Here is a 20,276-nt window from a genome sequence, read left to right as displayed (position 1 = left end):
AGACTTAGTTAGCTGCGCCGACCAGTTTCCATTTGCCGTTGGCAATCTGCACCATCACGCGCGAACGCTGGTCCAGACCAAGGTGGTCGGTCGGGCCCATGTTGAAGATGCCATGCGATGCCGCCACGTTCTTGGTGTTTTCCAGCGCATCGCGCAAGGCCACACGGAATTCCTTGGTGCCGGGCTGAGCTTTCTTCAAGGCTTCTGGGATGGCCGCGGACAGCAGCACGCCGGTGTCCCAGGCATGACCGCCGAAAGTCGAGACGCTGCCTGCGCCATAGGCTTTTTCATAAGCGGTCTTGTAGGTCAGTGCAGACTTTTTCACCGGGTTGGAATCCGGCAGCTGCTCGGCCACCAGCAATGGGCCGGCGGGCAGCAGCGTGCCTTCGCAATCCTTGCCGCAGACGCGCAGGAAGTCATTGTTCGCGACGCCGTGCGTTTGGTAGATCACGCCCTTGTAGCCGCGTTCCTTCAATGTCTTTTGCGGCAATGCGGCCGGCGTGCCGGAACCGGCGATCAGGATGGCATCCGGATTGGAGCCCATGATTTTCAGGATCTGGCCTGTGACTGACGTATCGGTACGGGCAAAGCGCTCGTTCGCGACCACATTGATCTTGCGCAGTTCCGCCAGCTTGGAAAACTCACGGAACCAGCCTTCGCCATAGGCGTCGGAAAAGCCGATGAAAGCCACGGTCTTTACACCCGCGTCAGCCATGTGGCCGGTGATCGCGGTCGACATGTGGGAGTCGTTTTGCGGTGTCTTGAAGACCCAGCGGCGGCGGTTGTCGACTGGCGACACGATGGCTGCGGATGCCGCCATGGAAATCATCGGGGTTTCGGATTCGGCGGCGACATCGATCATGGCCAGCGAGTTCGGCGTCACGGTCGAACCGACCACCAGGTCAACCTTGTCTTCGGTAATCAGCTTGCGGGTATTCTTGACTGCGGTGGTGGTGTCCGAAGCGTCATCCAGCACGATGTATTCGATGGTCTTGCCGGCAATCTGCTTGGGCAGCAGAGGGAAGGTGTTCTTTTCAGGAATGCCGAGCGAAGCGGCCGGGCCGGTTGCCGACACGGTAACGCCTACCTTGATCTGGGCAAAAGCAGTGGTCGCAAAAGTCGCGGAAATCAGGGCAGGCAACAGCACGCGCAAATACTTGGTTTTCATGGTCTTCTCCAATCTCGATTGTGGACATCTACAACAGTTGTGGACTATTCGAGTTACTCGTCATTCTTCGATCCCGATCAGCAAACCGGGCCTGTCATGGTGCCTGGATATCGCCGGACACAAGATGCTTCTGGGAGCATTTGCAATGCCAGGTTGCGGAAATTCTATATGATTCACGCTGGAAGGTTGTTAAATTTTTTTTGTATCATGTTGGCGACTATTCAAACTTCACGTTAAGCCGAATATCCGAGGCGCTCCGATACCCGCCACGCGGATTGCTTGAGCGCCTTCGCCACGTCGCCGTTCCAGCCGGGGTCCATGGTTCCCATCGGGCCGATCGCCGTCATTGCGAGCACGATGTTGCCGGCGTGGTCGAACACGGGTGCGCTCATCGCGTTGATGCCGGCGATCGGCTCGCCGACTGCGCGTGCAATGCCATGCCGACGTACTTCGGCAAGCAGCGATTCCAGTTCTTTCTTGGCGAGCTTTTTGCCGGTATAGCCTGCGATTCCATCTCCGTCCGTTTCGCTTGCGGTAAGCTTTTCCACCAGTTTAGGCGGTAGATAGGCGGAAAACACCCGTCCGGTTGCCGTGCTTCCTATCGACACCACGGTGCCGGTGCGCATCCGGACATGGATTGCCTGGCGGGACTCATTCAAATGGACAATGGTCGGACCTCGGGATCCGAGGACGGCAAGCGCCACCGTATGGCCGATGCGGTCGCTCAATTCGGCGGCTTCGGGGATCGCAATCTTTACCGGATCGAGCAATTGCAGGCTGATCAAGCCCATCTGCAACGCAAAGCGCCCCAGTTCATAGCGGCCGGAAACCGGATCCTGCTGAATCAGGCCGATATTGCCGAAGCTCACCAGATAAGGATGGGCCTTGGCCGACGTCATGCCGGCTTTTTGCGCAAGGTCGCGGAGCAGCATCGGGGCACCCTCGTCTACTAACGCGATGAGCAGTTGCCCACCGACTTCGACTGATTGAATTCCACGTCTTTCTTTTTCCATTGCATCCCTATTGCATTTCTTTTTAAGCCGTGAAGGACGTGCACCATATTGCCTTGGCTCCCTTATTTGCATTGCAGCACGAGCGGCAAGACAGGTGACACGGCTAAATTTGCTGTTTTCAGCAATTCTAACAGTGTGACAAAAAATATCTAACAATTTGTTATTGACAGAAGCTTTCGACTAAAACAAACTCATGCTCATTACCAGTAAGCTGGGAATTTTGCCCATCCGCTGCCCCCTCGATACCATTGCAAGGATTCAACATGTCTGAAAAGAAATTTGCGTCGCACGCCGATCTTGAAGAGAAAAAAGTCAGCTTCGACAAACTGTCCGAAAACGCCTATGCCTATACCGCCGAGGGTGATCCGAATACCGGTATCGTGATCGGCGACGATGCCGTGATGGTGATCGATACGCAGGCCACGCCGATCATGGCGCAGGACGTGATCCGGCGCATCCGCGAAGTGACCGACAAGCCGATCAAATATGTCGTCATGAGCCACTATCATGCAGTCAGGGTACTGGGCGCATCTGCCTACAAGCCGGAACACATCATTGCCAGCCACGATACCTACGACCTGATCTGCGAGCGCGGCGAAGCAGACATGAAGAGCGAGATCGAGCGTTTTCCACGCCTGTTTCGCACAGTCGAATCGGTGCCCGGCCTGACTTGGCCGACGATGACATTCAAGGGTGAAATGACCTTGTGGCTGGGCAAGCTTGAAGTAAAGATCATGCAGGTTGGACGCGGTCATACCAAGGGCGACACGATTGTGTGGCTGCCGCAGCAAAAGATATTGTTTTCCGGCGACCTGGTCGAATTCGGCGCCACGCCGTATGCCGGCGACGCCTATTTCAAGGATTGGCCGCAGACGCTGGATGCGCTCACCGCCCTCAAGCCTGAAAAACTGGTGCCGGGCCGCGGCGCTTCGCTGACTTCGCCGGAGATGGTCAAGGAAGGCATAGAAGGCACCCGTGCTTTTGTCAGTGAACTCTATCAGGCGGTGCAGGATGGCGTCGCGACCGGTAAGGATTTGAACAGCGTCTACAAGCAGGCAATGGATCGTCTGCGTCCCAAGTACGGCCAGTGGGTCATCTTCGACCATTGCATGCCGTTCGATGTCACGCGTGCCTACGATGAAGCCACGCAACATGTCGACCCCAGGATCTGGACCGCGCAGCGCGACAAGGAAATGTGGCACGCGCTTGAGGGCTAAACACGTTTGCCGGGGAACGCAATGGAAAAGGATTATCAGCACCTGCGGTTCGATTATCTGAAATCGCCGGATGAAGTGGTCGTCACGCCGGTACGCCGGCCTGTCGTTGTGGTCGGAGCGGGCCCGGTGGGCCTGTCGATGGCGATCGACCTGGCGCAGCAAGGTGTGCCGGTGGTGGTGCTCGATGACGATTGTAGTCTGTCCACCGGATCGCGCGCGATCTGCTTTGCCAAGCGGACCTTGGAAATCTTTGACCGTCTGGGGTGCGGCGATCGCATTGCGGAGAAGGGCGTTTCCTGGAACGTCGGCAAGGTGTTTTACCGCGACGAGATGGTGTACGCCTTCGATCTGCTACCGGAAGCCGGGCATCGCCGTCCGGCCTTTGTCAATCTGCAGCAGTATTACGTCGAAGGATACTTGCTCGACCGTGCATCCAGCCTGCCGAACCTGGATATCCGGTGGAAGAACAAGGTAGTCGGCGTGACGCAGCCCGGCCAGCATGTGGAGTTGCATATAGAAACGCCGGCCGGGTCATACGTACTGCATTCCGATTATGTGGTCGCAGCCGACGGCTCGCGCAGCGCCATGCGCAAGCTGTGCGGGCTTGAAAGCAAAGGCCAGACTTTCCATGACCGTTTCCTGATCGCGGATGTGCGCATGAAGGCGGATTTTCCGCCTGAACGCTGGTTCTGGTTCGACCCGCCGTTTCATCGCAATCAATCGGTATTGCTGCATCGCCAGCCGGACAATGTCTGGCGCATTGATTTTCAGCTCGGCTGGGACGCCGATCCGGTGGCCGAGAAAGAGCCGGAAAAAGTCCTGGCGCGCGTACGGGCCTTGCTGGGACAGGACGCGGAATTCGAACTGGAATGGGTCAGCGTGTATACCTTTTCCTGCCTGCGCATGGATAGCTTCCGGAAGGGGCGGGTTTTCTTCGCCGGCGATGCAGCACACGGCGTTTCGCCGTTCGGCGCGCGCGGCGCCAATAGCGGCGTACAGGATGCAGACAACCTGGCGTGGAAACTGCGGCTGGTGATTGAAGCCAAGGCGCCGGAAACGCTACTCGATTCCTATTGTCAGGAACGCGAGTATGCGGCCGACGAGAATATCCTTAACTCAACGCGTTCCACCGATTTCATTACGCCAAAAACGCCGGTCAGCCGCACTTTCCGTGACACGGTGCTACGCCTGTCCAGGCATTACGAATTTGCGCGTCGGTTAGTCAATAGCGGGCGCCTGTCGCGTCCCTCCGTGCTGGGGCATAGTGCCTTGAATACGCCGGACCGGGACGTGTTCCGCGGTGCCATGGTGCCGGGTGCCCCCGCCGATGATGCGCCGGTAACGGTAGGCGGAAATCGGCAATGGTTCAGCGCGCGTTTGGGGAATGAATTTGCCGGTGTGTATTTCTGCGACGGTTCGGATGCCGCGTTGGGTGCGCTGACGGAGTTGACTGCGCTTGCCTCGGCCAGCATCCCGGTGCGTTGTCTGATCGTTCTGCCGGCCGATGCCGCCGGTCTTTCGTTCCGAGGAATCGAATCCGTGGTTGATATCGAAGGCATGCTGGCGAATCGATTTGATGCCACGCCCGGAACTTTTTATCTGCTCCGCCCGGATCAGCATATATGTGCCCGCTGGCGGCGTTTCGACACAAGCCTGGTGGCTGATGCTATGGTTCGGGCGACCGGCATGTTTTCCGATCAAGCTTGCAATACAGGACAGCCATGTCTGGCATAAAGCTGAATACCGCGCCAAACATGGCGCAGCCCGACGAGTTTTACGAGCGCCTGATCGGCATGCACCGCGATCTGACGCCGGCGCAAAGCGAAGCGGCCAATGCGGCCCTCATCCTCTTGTTGGCGAATCACATCGGCGATCTTGATGTACTGGAGCAAGCCATGAAGATTGCGCATGAGGATGCGCGGCAAGTGAGTTAGTTTATGCCATGCCGTACGGCATGGCGTGCGTCCGTCAGATCTGCTTTGCCTGTCTTCGATAAATGGTAATTCCCGATTAGCGTCGCGCTACAGTCGGCAGCGCGTTGCATCCTGTCAACGATCTTCAGCTTGCGTGGCTCCGTCGCTGTCAGAGGCAGCACTTCGAGCCTGCTGCCGTTAACCGATAGCAGCATATTCAATAAAGCCTTGGGCGATATCTCCGGTCAACTGGTCGATGGTCTCCGTTTTTTGTGACTAAACCAACGCTGCGCTAGTACCTGCTTTCTTTTTATGCCATCTCAGCCGCTCTGGCAGGCCGCCGCATCCAGGTCATAAAAAATTTTATTGCAACCAGTTGCATATAAATGCGTGACCTGCATATAATTGTGCAACCAGTTGCATAAAGGAGCGCTTGATGAGCTTTTACCCCCACCTTCTATCGCCGTTAGACCTTGGCTTTACCACTCTTCGAAATCGTGTGCTCATGGGATCCATGCACGTTGGCCTGGAGGAAGTTCCGAATGGATTTGAGCGAATGGCCGCGTTCTATGCCGAGCGCGCCCGTGGTGGCGTCGGCTTGATTGTCACCGGAGGCATTTCGCCGAACGAGCGTGGGCGCCCCATGCAAGGCGGCGCCAAGATGACGACCGAGGTTGAGGCGGAACACCATCGCTGCGTGACCGATGCGGTACACAGAGAGGGCGGAAAAATTGCAATGCAGATCCTGCACTTCGGTCGCTATTCGTATCAACCGGATCTGGTGGCGCCAAGCGCAATACAAGCGCCGATCAATCCTTATGTTCCTCATGCGCTGACAACGAATGAAGTCGAAGAAACAATCCATGACTTTGTGCGCTGTGCAGCGCTCGCCCAGTACACCGGGTACGACGGTGTCGAAATCATGGGTTCGGAAGGCTACCTTATCAATGAATTCATCGCAGCGCGAACCAATCATCGGGATGACGAATGGGGCGGTAGTTATGAGAACCGCATGCGCTTTCCGGTGGAAATTGTCCGTCGTACCCGTGAGCAGGTAGGAAAGGAATTCATCATCATTTACCGCCTGTCGATGCTGGACCTGGTCGAAGGTGGATCTTCGCTTGAAGAAGTCATTCAACTGGCAAAGGCAATCGAAGCGGCCGGCGCAACGATTATCAACACTGGGATCGGCTGGCACGAAGCGCGTATCCCCACAATTGCCACCAAGGTTCCGCGTGCCGCCTATGCGTGGGTCACGCAGCGCCTGAAGGGCCAGGTTTCGGTACCATTGGTCGCGACCAACCGGATCAACACGCCGGAAGTCGCCGAGCAACTCCTGGCAGATGGGTTCTGCGACATGGTGTCGATGGCCCGACCTTTGCTAGCCGACCCATTCTTTGTAAGCAAGGCCGAGCAAGGCCGTTCCAACGAGATTAACACCTGTATCGGCTGCAATCAGGCGTGTCTGGATCATACGTTCGCGGGAAAAATCACCTCCTGCCTCGTGAATCCCCGTGCATGCAATGAGACCGAGCTGATTTTTCACCCAGTTGTGAAGCGCAAGCATATTGCAGTCGTCGGGGCCGGGCCTGCGGGGCTGAGCTTTGCCATTACCGCTGCGCAGCGAGGACACGACGTTGTGCTGTTCGATTCCAACTCGGAAATCGGCGGACAGCTCAACATTGCGAAGAAGGTGCCAGGCAAGGAAGAGTTTTACGAAATGCTGCGCTACTTTGAAAAGCAGGTTGCCTCGCACGGAGTGAGGGTGATTCTCAATATGCGCGTCAAGGCGGACCAGTTATGGCATGGCGGATTCGACGACATCGTGCTGGCGACTGGCGTGATACCGCGCACGCCGGCGATCGAAGGAATGGACCACCCTACGGTGATGAGTTACCTGGATGTGCTTCGGGACGACAAGCCGGTCGGGAAGACAGTCGCCATCATCGGCGCAGGCGGAATCGGCTTTGATGTCGCCGAATTTCTCACGCACGCAGGGGAAAGCGCGAGCCTGAATCCGGATAAATTTTATGCTGAATGGGGCGTGGACGTGAGCTACCGCGATCCGGGCGGGCTGCGCCAACCGCACGTCGATGCGCCGACGCGCCGGGTTCACCTGTTCCAGCGCAAGGACGCCAAGGTCGGCGACAAGCTCGGCAAGACAACCGGATGGATTCACCGGGCAGGGTTGAAAGCAAAACGCGTCGGTATGGAGTCGGGAGTCAGTTACCGCAAGATTGACGATCAAGGATTGCATATCACAACCCGCGGAGAAGAACGTGTCATATCGGTCGATAACGTGATCCTATGCGCTGGACAAGAACCTCTGCGTGAACTTTATGATGAACTCAAGGCTGCAGGATGCTTGGTACATCTGGTGGGTGGCGCGGACGTTGCGGCCGAACTCGATGCCAAGCGCGCCATCGATCAGGGTACGCGTCTCGCCGCCGGTATTTAAGAAATCCAACACCGTAAGAAATCACTTTATTTTCTCGCGCGCTTTAACATGCCAGCGACATCATTCTTAGTCTCTGGCACATCACATCACATCAAGGAGAATGCAATGACCCAACAACCTGCCAGCCTGCACCCCGCCGTCGCCAAGTCGCTCGCGTCATGGCATCAGATGATTGAAAAAAACGATTTGAGTGAACTAAGGACGATTGTCCATCCCGACGCAACGTTTCGGTCTCCGATGGCCATCAACTCCTACAAGTCAGCTGATGCAGTCATTCTTGCGCTGACCACTGTCATTACCGTCTTTGAGAACTTTGCCTATCATCGTCAATTTGTGACCGATGATGGCTTGAACGTTGTACTCGAATTCAGCGCGAATGTTGGCGAAAAGTTGCTGAAGGGTGCAGATTTCGTCCGCTTCGACGAGGATGGAAAGATCATCGAATTTGAAGTGATGATCCGTCCGCTTAGCGGCCTGCAGGCTCTGGGGCAGGAAATGGGAAAACGCCTTGGTCACGTACTGCCGGAATATAAGGTTAAGCCATAAGCCTGTCGATTCAGGTTTTGCAATGTGCGTGCTTTCCAGCATGGCGGCGTATTAGTGAGAAATTTAATCCCGCACTTTGATTGCCGTCCAAGTACTACCGTGCTGCTGTCCATCGCGCCCCGTCGTTGAGCGAACGATCCAATCTTGAAAATGAAGCGCCGACATCTTTGCGTTGTCGGCCGTGGAGACTAATCGATGAATACCGACCACTACTGGCAGAAAAGTTATCCCGAGCGACTGCAGAACTACAGCTTGAATTGCGATGAACTACCGTCCGCCACCGACAGCATCGCTGCGGAAGCGGCGAGGCACTATGATGCCCGTGCTGCGCTGACCTTGGTATTGCCCGCTGGCGTGCACGTCAGTTTGTCGTTCGCGGAAGTGGACTCGTTGTCCGATGCGTTTGCAGCGTTTCTGGTTCACCGATTGGGAGCGGTGCAGGGTGATGTTGTCGCGATCCAGTTGCCTAATTCGATCCATTATCCCATTGCTGTTTTCGGCGCGTGGAAGGCCGGACTGGTCGTCACCAACGTCAATCCTTTGTACACCGAGCGGGAACTGGACGCGCAGCTTGCAGATTGCGGGGCCAAATTATTGATTGCAAGCGACCTCTTTGTACAACGTGCCGAACGCGTTGTTACGGCGAGAGGAGTGAAGCTGGTGGTCGCCAGCTTATGGGATTTCTTTTCTGATGCAGCGGCAACGCTGATAAAGCTGAGCATGCAGGCAGAATCGACCGGGGGTCTGACGTCGACCGTTGAGTATGTCCGCTTTTCCGATGCCATCGCTGTCGGAAAGACGCTCGGAAACTCCGCGTTCCCGCGCCACCCTGTAGCGCTATATCAGTACACCGGAGGTACCACCGGGCGGAGCAAAGGTGCGGTCCTGACACACAAAAATCTGCTTGCGGTATTGCAGATGACTGATGACTTCCTCCATGCTTACGACGCGCGATTTACATCGGCGGACACGATCTTAACGGTTTTGCCGATGTACCATATCTTTGCCTTCGTCATTAATTTCCTGTCCTTTTTCAGGGCAGGGGCACGTAATGTGCTTGTCCCGAACCCGCGCCCACTGACCAATCTCCGGCCCGCATTCGAGCAGTTCGCCGTTACCTGGATGACAGGAGTCGACACGCTCTATGCCGGATTGCTTTCCGAACCCTGGTTTCGGTCAAATCCACCCAAGCTTAAATACGCGATCTCCGGTGGCACGGCGTTGCGTCCGACAACAGGACAGCAATGGCGCGAACTGGTATGCCCGATGTTGGAGGGGTACGGCTTGACCGAGTCCAGCTGCATCGTTGCTTTTAACCCGCCTGGCGCGTCATACCGTCCGGGCTCCGTCGGCTTGCCGATGCCGGGCTCCGAGGTGCGTGTGATTGACGGCAATGGCCGCTTGCTCGGACCCGGTGGGCGCGGGGAATTGCTTGTCCGCGGGCCACATATGCTGGCTGCTTATCTCAACCGTCCGGATGAAACGGCAACAGCGGTGGTGGACGGCTGGTTTTATACCGGTGATATCGTGGTGATGGAACCGGATGGTTACATCACCATCGTTGACCGGAAAAAAGATATGGTTCTTGTCTCTGGATTCAACGTATATCCCAATGAAGTAGAAGCGGTCATCACCGAACATCCCGATGTAGTGGAAGCGGCCGTCATCGGCGTTCCGGACGAAGGAACCGGCGAGGCGGTTCAGGCCATTGTCGTCGCCCGACGCGCGGATTTGACTGCGGAGGAGATCATTCGGCATTGTCGGGCGCGGTTGACCGGGTACAAGGTCCCCAAGCAAGTGCTTTTCCGCGATCAGTTGCCTAAATCGCCTGTTGGAAAAATACTTCGAGCCGCGTTGCGTTGACCTGATGGATTTGACTTTTGCTGCACGCGCGCGTGCTCGCCAATGTGGAACGGCATGGGATAATATTCCTTCGGATACATTGAGAAAGTCGCGCACTTCATGTCTTTGCCGCATGCACTTATTACGTCACTACTGGAGCAACCATGTTCTGGATTGGAACTGGCCCAACGCTTTGACCGTTCGATCGGCTTTTTCTGGCATGCGACGCATCAACAAATCTATCGGGAGCTTGGTCGTCTGGAGGAAGCCGGCTGGGTGGCGTCCTTGCCGGCTGAATCCGGAAGAGGGAGAAAGAAAGTTTACCGGGTCCTTCCTGCTGGGCGCAAAGAACTGAAACGCTGGACTGCGGAAGCTCAGGATCCAAGACCATTGCGCGATGAATTGATGCTGCGGCTCCGGGCTGAAGCGCTGATTGGACCGACCGCGGTCAAGGACGATATCGAACGTCGCCTTGCGATGCACCGCGACAGACTTGCACTCTACCGGACACTGGAGAGCCGTGATTTCGCTGAGAGTGATATCTCGCGCGAAAAGCGGGTGCAGCACCTGGTGCTTTCTGCCGGCATCATGTTTGAAACGTTCTGGGTGGAGTGGTCTGAGAAGGCTCTCGAACTGCTTGCTCAAGGGGACAGTTGAGCAAAAGGACCAAAGCCGGCCTTGAATTCGTTCGAGAACCATAGACTCACGGTAAATCGGCTCACTGGCGCTTCGTCGCTATCAAAGGTTCGAACGCGGGGGCCTGCACGCGCGGTCGATCCTGTTCGATAGCCGTGAGCGGAACGACCTCCTGCATGCCTGCAAGGCAACGTTGCGTCAGATTGTGATAAGTCTGCGTCCCCTCCAGCTTCCACTGGATTTCTTCCGCACTCAGGTCGCGTATTACTTTCGCAGGTACGCCGGCGACCAGTGAACGCGGTGGAATTTTCATTCCCGCACGGATGAATGCGCTGGCCGCAACGATGGATTGCTGGCCGATCTCGGCTTCATCCATCACGACCGCATTCATGCCGACCAGCGCATCGCGCCGCACGACACAGCTGTGCAAGACGGCGCCATGTCCGACGTGTCCGTTTTCTTCGATCACCGTATCGGCAGACGGAAAGCCGTGCACGACGCAGGTGTCCTGCACGTTGGCGCCGCGGTGCAAGACGATGCGCCCGAAATCGCCGCGCAGCGAGGCGCAAGGCCCTATATAACAATCGGGACCGACGATGACATCGCCTATCAGTACCGCGGTCGGATGGACGTAGGCGCTCGGGTCGATCACCGGAATGACGCCTTCAATGGAATAGCATGGCATACCAGGTTCCTTGGAATGGGTTCGAACAAGCTGGCGCAATAGCCTGCTTGCTATTTGAACGGGTTTCAATATAATTTAGCCCGACCGGTCGGTCAATAATACTGTAAAGATAGCCCGGTGCAGGTACGGCGCATTCATAAGGATACGTAATGCCGAAGCTGAGATAAAGGACATACGGATGGCGAGAGGACGCGCGCCTGGATACGATATCCAGCGTGAAACCATACTTTCCAGAGCTGCGCAATTGTTTGCGTCGCGCGGTTACACCGGTACGTCGATGAATGAAGTGGCCGAAGCCTGCGGCTTGTCCAAGCCGGCGCTGTATCACTATTTTCGCGACAAACATGCCTTGCTGGTGGATATCGCCGAAGGGCATGTGTTGCGTCTCGAATCGGTCGTGGGCGAAGTGACGGAAAAAGCATTGGCACCGAAGGATCACCTGGAGCAATTGATACGTCGCTTTGTCGAAGAATATGCGGACGCCCAGGATGCTCACCGTGTGCTGACCGAAGATATCCGGTTTCTGAACGATAACGACAGGGAGCGCATTCTGGAGCGCGAACGGCGCGTGGTTGCCGCATTTGCCGGCGTGATCCGTCAGATCCGGCCGGAAATCGACGAAGCGCGTCTTGCCACGCCACTGACCATGCTGCTGTTCGGAATGATCAACTGGATGTTCACCTGGCTCAAGCCGGACGGCACGCTGACGTATGAATCGATGGCGACGATTGTCGCCGACTTGTTCTTCGGTGGCCTCCCAGCGGTAAGGCTGCCCGATAAAACCTAGTGTAGTGCTTCGCAACTGATGAAACCATATAAGCGAGTCTTTGCGCGCCATACGTCGTTGCAAATCCTCGCAATAGGCTGGCTATTGCTGTGGTTTGCGCCTAGTCTGTCGCACAAATCCTGTGCTTTTATGGTTCCACCAATTACGAAGCACTACACTCGCCGGCGCGTAGCCATTCGCGCCCATTCTCAATTTCAACAGGAGATTTCCGCATGAGTGCCGTACCTACCCTACAAAGCTTTATCGGCGGACGCTGGCTTGGCACGCAGGCCGGCCAGAGCCTGGCCAGCGCAATCGATGGTCATGCGGTTGCCTATGCGCATGCGGACACGATCGATTTCGGCGAAGCCGTATCGTATGCGCGGCGCGCAACGAAGGCATTGGTCGCAATGGATTTTCAGGAACGTGCGGCGCGCCTGAAGGCACTCGCCAACTATCTTGCCGAGCGCAAGGAGCAGCTGTATGCAATTTCGCATCATACCGGCGCCACGCGTGCCGACGGCTGGATCGATATCGAAGGCGGCACCGGCACACTGTATGCGTACGCCAGTATGGGATCGAATGAGCTGCCATCGGGGAATGTCATTCACGAAGGCCCTCCTGTGCAACTCGGCAAGCAGGGAAAATTCTTCGGCTCGCATATCCTGGTGCCGCGCGGCGGTATTGCGGTGCATATCAATGCATTCAACTTCCCGATCTGGGGTTTGCTGGAAAAATTTGCCCCCACTTTCCTTGCCGGCATGCCCTGCATCGCCAAACCGGCGACTGCGACCAGCTACCTGACCGAGGCCATGGTGCGCCTGGTGCACGAATCCGGCATTCTGCCCGAGGGCGCGCTGCAGCTTGTCATCGGCGGAACCGGCGACCTGCTCGACCGGCTCGATGGACAAGATATTGTGACCTTTACCGGCTCGGCCGACACCGCGGCGAAACTGCGTGCGCATTCCAACCTGTTGCGTCAGGGCATACCGTTCAATGCGGAAGCCGATTCGCTCAATTGCGCAATTCTTGCTCCCGATGTCACACCTGACGATGAAGAATTCGACCTGTTCATCAAGGAAGTGGTGCGCGAAATGACCATCAAGGCCGGGCAGAAGTGCACGGCAATCCGTCGCGCCATCGTTCCGCAGCAGCATCTTGATACAGTCGCGCAGCGCCTGCGCGAGCGCCTTGGCAAGATCGTGACAGGAGATCCTTCACGCGAGGGCGTCAGGATGGGCGCGCTTGCTTCCCATGCGCAGCAAGCCGATGTGGCAGAACGTGTGGCCATGCTGGCCCAAGGCAATGAAATCGTGTTCGGCGAGCGCGACGGTTTCTCTCCGGTGGGCGAGGGCGTCGAACGCGGCGCATTCTTTGCGCCGACGCTGCTGTTGTGCCGCAACGGCATGCGGGATGAGCGTGTGCATGATATCGAGGCATTTGGGCCGGTCAGCACACTGATGTCCTACACCGATCTGGATGAAGCGCTGGAACTTGCCGCCAAAGGCAAGGGCAGCCTGGTCGGCACGCTGGTCACACGCGATCCGAAGATTGCCGCCAAAGCAATTCCGATTGCAGCCATGCACCACGGCCGCATGCTGGTCCTGGACCGTGAAGCCGCGGTCGAATCGACCGGTCACGGATCGCCGCTGCCGATGCTCAAGCATGGCGGGCCGGGACGCGCGGGCGGCGGCGAGGAGCTTGGCGGAATACGCGCGGTGAAGCATTACCTGCAGCGCGCGGCGGTGCAGGGGTCGCCCACCATGGTCGCCGCGGTGACCGGAGAATATCTGCGCGGCGCGGCGGTGAATGAATCGGAGGTGCATCCTTTCCGTCGTTACTTTGAAGACTTGCAGATCGGCGATTCGCTGCTCACGCATCGCCGTACCGTGACCGAAGCCGATATCGTCAATTTCGGCGGCATGTCCGGCGATTATTTCTACATGCACTTCGACGAGATCGCCGCGAAGGAAACGCAGTTCGGCAAGCGTATTGCACACGGTTACTTCGTGCTCTCGGCCGCTGCGGGTCTCTTCGTTTCTCCCGCGCCTGGACCGGTCCTGGCGAACTATGGTCTTGACACGCTACGCTTCGTGAAGCCGGTCGGCATCGGCGACACGATTCAGGCGCGACTCACGGCCAAGCGCAAGATCGACAGACGCAAGAAAGATCCCAAGGGCGTAGGGCAGGGCGTGGTGGCATGGGATGTGGCCGTCACGAATCAGGATGGCGATCTGGTCGCCAGTTACGACATTCTGACGCTGGTGGCCAAGCGCTCCTGATTCGTCCGAATGCCGCAGCTATTGCGCCAAATCGCCCAGGCCGCCAAATCGCTGGTAGAAATAGGGCGCCGCTTCCGGCGCTTCTTCATCTTCCCTGCGCAGGGTCTCGGTGATGAATTGTTCGGCCTGCGCATGGGTGACTTCGTAGATGCGATGGCACAGCTCATGCGCAGTCTTTCCCGGCCAGTTCTCTGGCAGTAATTCCAAGGGCAGTTGCGGATCGTGCAATTGCACGCGGCGAAATTCGTGGATGAGCAGAGTGCGTACGACAAAGGCGTGTTCGGGCTTCAGTACGTGCCCGGACCCCAGCAATTCAGGCACGCTATCAAAGCAGTCGATGAAATGTTCATAACTGGCAACGATGCTCTCCAGTCCCCAGCACTCGCCGACGAGGTCGCTGAGCGGACGGGCAGCCGGCATGTCTGCCTCCACCGCATGGCAGACAACGACATTGCCGTCGGCGCCAACGCGATCCAGAATTTCTTTCACTGTCTCGGCATCGGCGGACGGATGCCCGAATACCGAGGGTGACAGCGTACCGAATCCTTCCCATAGCAATTCCTTGCGCAACGCCGCTCTTTGATCCGCCGTGATGGCGCCCGACGTCGCGAACAGCAACGTCCACTTGCCATCCCATGCGCGATAGGTCGGCGTATAGACGCGCTGGTACGCGCGTTCAAAGCGCCGCGCCGCCGATGCCTTGAGCGCGTACTGGCTGCGCCGGCCTGCTCGCTTTGCTTCCAGCCATCCTTCCTCTGCCAGCCGGAACACGCTGGTGCGCACCAGCCGGTCGCTGATGCCGAACGGGGTCAGCAATTCTATGAGACTGCCCAGCCAGACTTGCCCGCCATGCGGCGTGATGACGTCGCCAAACAGGGTCATGACCATGGACTTCGCACGCGGCGGATTGTCTAACATGTATTGAGCAATCCATTGGACGAGTGGCGTGTTTTTTGTTTTGGGCATGAGCGTTCAGATGTTGATTATCTGCATGGAATGCAGGCATTCCATGATCGTTCTGGCAATGTTACCTCAAGATGCGATACAGGATTTTCATATGATACGGTTTCGTGTATTTACATTCTAAATTCTGTATCGTATTATGACTTTACTTTGGCGAACCACTGACTGATCTCTGGCGAGCCACTACACTGATTCGAGAGGTGCTTATCATGTATGCACAGTTGGTCGAAACCGGCAGCAAGAAGCTGCGCTCGCTGGAAGAAATGGACGAGCAGGAGCGTGTTTTCCAGCAACGTATCGATGAAGGCATCAAGATCGAAGCGAAGGACTGGATGCCGGAGGCTTACCGGAAGACGCTTATCCGGCAGATTTCTCAGCATGCGCATTCGGAAATCGTCGGTCAGTTACCGGAAGGGAATTGGGTCACGCGCGCGCCGACGCTCAAGCGTAAATCGATCCTGCTTGCAAAGATTCAGGACGAAGCCGGACACGGCCTCTATCTATACAGCGCGGCGGAGACCCTGGGCGTATCGCGCGACCAGTTGCTTGCCGATCTGCATTCGGGCAAGGCGAAATACTCAAGCATCTTCAATTATCCGACGCTGACCTGGGCCGACATGGGTGCGATCGGCTGGCTGGTCGACGGCTCGGCGATCATCAATCAGATTCCCCTGTGCCGCTGCTCTTACGGTCCTTATGCGCGCGCGATGATCCGCGTGTGCAAGGAAGAGTCCTTCCACGCGCGCCAGGGTTACGACATCATGCTGTCCTTGTGTCGTGGCACGCCTGAACAGAAGCAGATGGCGCAGGATGCGCTCAACCGCTGGTGGTGGCCGTCATTGATGATGTTCGGACCTTCCGATGCGCTATCGGTCAACAGCGCTCAATCCTCCGCATGGCGCATCAAGCTGTTTTCCAACGACGAGCTGCGGCAGAAGATGGTCGATCAGACCGTTCCTCAGGCTGAGTACCTGGGGCTGACTGTTCCCGACCCGGACTTGAAGTGGAATGAGCAGACGCAGCATTACGATTTCGGCGAAATCGATTGGGAAGAATTCAACAATGTGTTGAAAGGCAACGGCCCCTGCAACCGCGAACGTCTGCGTGCGCGCGTGAAGGCGTATGAAGACGGCGCCTGGTTCCGCGATGGACTGGTAGCCCATGCCGAAAAGCAGGAGCGCCGCAAGGCGCAAGCCGCTGCCTGAACGACTGGAGAACGAGATGAACAAGGAATGGCCTTTGTGGGAAATCTTCATACGCAGCCAGCATGGCCTCGCCCACAAACATGTGGGCAGCCTGCATGCGCCCGATGCGGAAATGGCGATCAACAATGCGCGCGACGTTTATACGCGGCGCAATGAAGGCGTGAGTATCTGGGCGGTGAAGGCAAGCGATATCACGGCCAGCAGCCCGGGCGACAAGGAAGCCTTGTTCGAGCCTGCGAATAGCAAAGTCTATCGCCACCCGACCTTTTTTCCGATGCCGGAAGAAGTCAAGAACCTGTAGCACGCCTGATGGCGCAGCCGACGGAGAGCATCGATGCCAGATCAAAAATTCAGTTACCTCTTGCGCCTTGCCGACAATGCGACGGTGCTCAGTCAACGTCTGTCGGAATGGTGCGGCAAGGGACCGGCATTGGAAGAAGACATGGCCCTCAGCAATGTCGCGCTCGACCTGCTGGGTCAGGCGCGCTTCTGGTATTCCTACGCCGGAGAGATCGAAGGCGCGGGCCGCGATGAAGATGCGATGGCTTTTCTGCGCGATGCGCATGACTTTCGCAACCTGCTGCTGGTCGAGCAACCAAATGGTACTTACGCCGATACGCTGGCGCGCCAGTTCTACTTCGATGTCTGGCATTTTCTGCTGCTGCAGAAATTGACGGCATCCACCGACCCGCGCATCGCTGCGGTTGCCGAAAAATCCCTGAAGGAAGTCAGTTATCACGCGCGGCGCAGCGGCGACCTGGTGGTCAGATTAGGCGACGGAAGCGAGCAAAGCCATGCAATGATGCAGGCCGCGCTCGACGAACTATGGATGTACACCGGCGAAATGTTCCAGCCCGACGCGACCGATGAAGCGATGGCCGCTCAAGGTATCGCCCCCGACCTGGCAAGCCTGCGTGCGCCCTGGCTCAAACATGTCGGCGAAGTATTCAGCGAAGCGACACTGGTTCTGCCGCCGGAAAATGCATGGATGCAGAAAGGCGGGAAGCAGGGCGTGCACACGGAACATCTCGGTTACCTGCTTGCAGAGATGCAGTTCCTTCAACGCGCTTATCCCGGAGCAACATGGTGAGCGCCGTGCTTGCAACGACCGATGAAGTATGGACCTGGCTCGCCGAGGTCGCCGATCCTGAGATCCCGGTCATTTCCGTGGTCGATCTCGGTATCGTGCGCGACGTGATCTGGAGCGACGGGCAGGAATGCGTGGTGACCGTTACACCGACCTATAGCGGCTGTCCGGCGACGCAGGTCATCTCCGATTCGATTTCCGACGCACTTGCCAGCCGCGGCATTACGCAGCACCGTATCGAGATCCAGCTGTCGCCGGCATGGACCACGGACTGGTTGAGTGAGAGCGGCCGGCAGAAACTGAAAGCCTATGGCATCGCGCCGCCATCGCATCAACGGGTTGGACAGCAGGTCATCGACATCAGCCGGCTCAGCCGCAAAGCCGATGATGCGTTGCAGGTCCCCTGTCCGAATTGCGGCTCGGTTCATACCAGGATGACCAGCCAGTTCGGCTCCACGCCTTGCAAGGCTCTGTACCGCTGCGACGACTGTCTAGAGCCATTTGATTACTTCAAAAGCCATTAGCCGCAGTGCATGAACATCATGCCGCATCGACGTTGACATCAGGGAGCAGGTCTTCATGAGCAAGTTTCACCCATTGACTGTTGCAAGCGTACGCAAGGAAGCGCGCGACACGATCGTCGTTACGTTTGCCGTACCCGAGGAATTGCGACAGGAGTACCGCTATACGCAAGGCCAGCACCTGACACTGCGCACCGACATCAACGGTGAAGATGTGCGGCGTTCGTATTCGATCTGTTCCGCGGTTCAGGATGAACGCCTGCGGGTTGCGATCAAGCGGACAACCGGCGGACAGTTTTCGACCTGGGCGAATGAAGCGCTGCAACCCGGCATGGTGCTCGACGTGATGCCGCCGATGGGCCACTTTCATGCGCCGCTTGTCGTGGAAAACAGAAAACATTATCTGGCCTTCGCCGCAGGTAGCGGCATCACGCCGATACTTTCCATCATCAAGACGACGCTGCTTGCCGAGCCGCATAGCCGGTTCACGCTATTGTATGGCAACCGCGCATCGTCCACCGTCATATTCCGCGATGAACTGTCCGACTTGAAGGACCGGTTTCTGGATCGCTTCAAGCTGGTGTATGTGATGAGTCGCGAACAGCAGGACATCGACCTGTTCAATGGCCGCATCAACAAGGAAAAGTGCAGCCGCCTGTTCAAGAGCTGGATCGATCTGAGCGATGTGGACATGGCTTTTATCTGCGGTCCGGAACAAATGATGCATGAAGTCTCGGATAGCTTGCAGGAACATGGGCTGCCTAAGGAAAAGATACGCATCGAGCTGTTTGCCGCCAGCGTTCCCAAGCGCCAGCATGTGCCGCACGCGCATCCGATCCCGGGCCGCCACGATTGCGAAGTCACACTGGTCATCGACGGCAACCAGGTCAGCTTCTCGATGGAAAAGGATACGGAATCGATACTCGACGCCGCGCTGAAGCAGGGTATCGACATGCGTTATTCCTGCAAGGCCGGTGTATGCTCTACCTGCCGCTGCAAGCTGGTCGATGGGAAGGTCGACATGGATGCCAACTATGCGCTGGAAGATTACGAGGTCGCGCGTGGTTTTGTGCTGTCGTGCCAGAGTTTCCCGGTGACCGACAAGGTCGTGATGGATTTCGACCAGGACCACTGATTATCCGATGATGCAATTTTTGAGAGGAAGCGATGGCATATCAACATATTCTGTTCGAGATCAGTGACGGTGTTGCGCGACTGACGCTGAATCGGCCCGACAAGCTGAACAGCTTTACCGCAGCAATGCATCTTGAAGTGCGTGAAGCGCTGGAAGCAGTGAAGGCCGATACATCGGTGCGGGTATTCATCCTGACCGGAGCCGGACGGGGATTTTGCGCGGGCCAGGACCTGGCGGATCGCGCCGTCGCTCCGGGAGCCGAGTCGGTGGATCTCGGCGAGTCGGTTGAAAAATATTACGGCCCGCTGGTCCTTGCGCTGCGCAATTTGCCTGTGCCGGTGATCTGCGCTGTCAATGGCGTTGCGGCGGGTGCCGGCGCCAATATCGCGCTGGCAGCGGATATCGTGATCGCGGCGAAATCCGCATCCTTCGTCGAAGCATTCTGCCGCCTCGGCCTGATACCGGATACCGGCGGTACCTACTTCTTGCCGCGACTGATTGGCACCGCGCGCGCAATGGGCCTGGCCATGCTCGGCGAAAAACTGACCGCCGAGCGCGCGGAAGAATGGGGATTGATCTGGAAATGCGTGGACGACGATCAACTGTCCGCCGAAGTCGACAAGCTGGCGCGGCATTTCGCCTCCGCGCCTACACTGGGTCTTGCACGCACCAAGCAGGCGATCCATGCCAGCCCATCCAACACCTTGCCGCAGCAACTCGACCTGGAGCGAGATTTCATGCGCGAACTTGGGCGCAGCCATGACTACCGCGAAGGCGTCGCTGCCTTCGTTGAAAAGCGCACGCCGCAGTTCAAGGGTAAGTGACACAAGAGAAATACG

General features: G+C 57.3%; 19 protein-coding genes. 15 read left to right on the top strand and 4 right to left on the bottom strand.

Going from position 1 to position 20,276, the window contains the following annotated elements; all coding sequences use genetic code 11:
* Nucleotides 1–4 precede the first annotated feature (4 nt).
* Nucleotides 5–1,168: an ABC transporter substrate-binding protein gene (locus D3871_RS21850; protein ID WP_119771139.1), complete on the bottom strand. Its 1,164-nt coding sequence runs from the start codon at nucleotides 1,166–1,168 to the stop codon at nucleotides 5–7.
* 233 nt (nucleotides 1,169–1,401) lie between these two features.
* Nucleotides 1,402–2,181, bottom strand: a complete 780-nt coding sequence (locus D3871_RS21845; protein WP_119771138.1) for an IclR family transcriptional regulator — start codon at nucleotides 2,179–2,181, stop codon at nucleotides 1,402–1,404.
* Nucleotides 2,182–2,444: 263 nt separating this feature from the next.
* On the opposite strand from D3871_RS21845, the gene D3871_RS21840 reads away from it, so the two are divergent.
* The 7 genes from D3871_RS21840 (at nucleotide 2,445) to D3871_RS21805 (ending at nucleotide 10,814) form a co-directional block, all read left to right on the top strand.
* A complete protein-coding gene (locus D3871_RS21840; protein ID WP_119771137.1) occupies nucleotides 2,445–3,398 on the top strand; it encodes an MBL fold metallo-hydrolase in 954 nt (317 codons plus the stop codon).
* 21 nt (nucleotides 3,399–3,419) lie between these two features.
* A complete protein-coding gene (locus D3871_RS21835; protein ID WP_119771136.1) occupies nucleotides 3,420–5,132 on the top strand; it encodes an FAD-dependent oxidoreductase in 1,713 nt (570 codons plus the stop codon).
* Nucleotides 5,129–5,332, top strand: a complete 204-nt coding sequence (locus D3871_RS21830) for a DUF2783 domain-containing protein (protein ID WP_119771494.1) — start codon at nucleotides 5,129–5,131, stop codon at nucleotides 5,330–5,332. Before D3871_RS21835 ends, D3871_RS21830 begins: the two co-directional genes overlap by 4 nt.
* 415 nt (nucleotides 5,333–5,747) lie before the next feature.
* Nucleotides 5,748–7,769 carry an NADPH-dependent 2,4-dienoyl-CoA reductase gene (locus D3871_RS21820; RefSeq protein WP_119771134.1) on the top strand — a complete coding sequence of 674 codons (2,022 nt, stop codon included), beginning with the start codon at nucleotides 5,748–5,750 and terminating at the stop codon, nucleotides 7,767–7,769.
* Between the two features lie 105 nt (nucleotides 7,770–7,874).
* Nucleotides 7,875–8,315 (top strand): nuclear transport factor 2 family protein, encoded by a 441-nt coding sequence (locus tag D3871_RS21815; RefSeq protein WP_119771133.1) that lies wholly within the window; start codon nucleotides 7,875–7,877, stop codon nucleotides 8,313–8,315.
* A gap of 195 nt (nucleotides 8,316–8,510) precedes the next feature.
* Nucleotides 8,511–10,178, top strand: a complete 1,668-nt coding sequence (locus D3871_RS21810; protein ID WP_119771132.1) for an AMP-binding protein — start codon at nucleotides 8,511–8,513, stop codon at nucleotides 10,176–10,178.
* Between the two features lie 99 nt (nucleotides 10,179–10,277).
* Nucleotides 10,278–10,814 carry a PadR family transcriptional regulator gene (locus tag D3871_RS21805; RefSeq protein ID WP_119771131.1) on the top strand — a complete coding sequence of 179 codons (537 nt, stop codon included), beginning with the start codon at nucleotides 10,278–10,280 and terminating at the stop codon, nucleotides 10,812–10,814.
* A gap of 61 nt (nucleotides 10,815–10,875) precedes the next feature.
* On the opposite strand, the gene D3871_RS21800 is transcribed toward D3871_RS21805, so the two are convergent.
* Entirely contained in the window at nucleotides 10,876–11,478 is a 603-nt protein-coding gene (locus D3871_RS21800) for a phenylacetic acid degradation protein PaaY (RefSeq protein WP_119771130.1), read from the bottom strand.
* A gap of 178 nt (nucleotides 11,479–11,656) precedes the next feature.
* Between D3871_RS21800 and D3871_RS21795 the strand changes: the two genes are divergently transcribed.
* Together D3871_RS21795 and paaZ are read left to right on the top strand one after the other, a co-directional pair.
* Complete coding sequence (locus D3871_RS21795; RefSeq protein WP_119771129.1) at nucleotides 11,657–12,265, top strand: TetR/AcrR family transcriptional regulator; 609 nt, start codon at nucleotides 11,657–11,659, stop codon at nucleotides 12,263–12,265.
* A 212-nt stretch (nucleotides 12,266–12,477) separates the two neighbouring features.
* Nucleotides 12,478–14,526: a phenylacetic acid degradation bifunctional protein PaaZ gene (gene paaZ, locus D3871_RS21790; RefSeq protein WP_119771128.1), complete on the top strand. Its 2,049-nt coding sequence runs from the start codon at nucleotides 12,478–12,480 to the stop codon at nucleotides 14,524–14,526.
* A gap of 18 nt (nucleotides 14,527–14,544) precedes the next feature.
* Here paaZ and paaX read toward each other — a convergent pair whose 3' ends face one another.
* Entirely contained in the window at nucleotides 14,545–15,444 is a 900-nt protein-coding gene (paaX, locus tag D3871_RS21785) for a phenylacetic acid degradation operon negative regulatory protein PaaX (RefSeq protein ID WP_119771493.1), read from the bottom strand.
* Nucleotides 15,445–15,698: 254 nt separating this feature from the next.
* Here paaX and paaA point away from each other — a divergent pair, with 254 nt between their 5' ends.
* The 6 genes from paaA to paaG are packed head-to-tail and all read left to right on the top strand — an operon-like array spanning nucleotide 15,699 to nucleotide 20,261.
* Entirely contained in the window at nucleotides 15,699–16,694 is a 996-nt protein-coding gene (gene paaA / locus D3871_RS21780) for a 1,2-phenylacetyl-CoA epoxidase subunit PaaA (RefSeq protein WP_119771127.1), read from the top strand.
* 16 nt (nucleotides 16,695–16,710) lie between these two features.
* Entirely contained in the window at nucleotides 16,711–16,995 is a 285-nt protein-coding gene (paaB, locus tag D3871_RS21775) for a 1,2-phenylacetyl-CoA epoxidase subunit PaaB (RefSeq protein ID WP_119771126.1), read from the top strand.
* A 33-nt stretch (nucleotides 16,996–17,028) separates the two neighbouring features.
* Nucleotides 17,029–17,784, top strand: coding sequence for a 1,2-phenylacetyl-CoA epoxidase subunit PaaC (gene paaC, locus D3871_RS21770; protein ID WP_119771125.1), 756 nt, complete (start codon nucleotides 17,029–17,031; stop codon nucleotides 17,782–17,784).
* Nucleotides 17,778–18,305 carry a 1,2-phenylacetyl-CoA epoxidase subunit PaaD gene (gene paaD, locus D3871_RS21765; RefSeq protein ID WP_119771124.1) on the top strand — a complete coding sequence of 176 codons (528 nt, stop codon included), beginning with the start codon at nucleotides 17,778–17,780 and terminating at the stop codon, nucleotides 18,303–18,305. Before paaC ends, paaD begins: the two co-directional genes overlap by 7 nt.
* 55 nt (nucleotides 18,306–18,360) lie before the next feature.
* A complete protein-coding gene (gene paaE / locus D3871_RS21760) occupies nucleotides 18,361–19,437 on the top strand; it encodes a 1,2-phenylacetyl-CoA epoxidase subunit PaaE (protein WP_119771123.1) in 1,077 nt (358 codons plus the stop codon).
* Between the two features lie 32 nt (nucleotides 19,438–19,469).
* Nucleotides 19,470–20,261, top strand: coding sequence for a 2-(1,2-epoxy-1,2-dihydrophenyl)acetyl-CoA isomerase PaaG (gene paaG / locus D3871_RS21755; RefSeq protein ID WP_119771122.1), 792 nt, complete (start codon nucleotides 19,470–19,472; stop codon nucleotides 20,259–20,261).
* The last annotated feature ends 15 nt before the right edge of the window (nucleotides 20,262–20,276 follow it).

Origin of the sequence: Noviherbaspirillum saxi, from assembly GCF_003591035.1 — a bacterium.
Classification (GTDB): Bacteria; Pseudomonadota; Gammaproteobacteria; order Burkholderiales; family Burkholderiaceae_D; genus Noviherbaspirillum; species Noviherbaspirillum saxi.
This window is presented reverse-complemented; position numbering and strand designations above follow the sequence as displayed.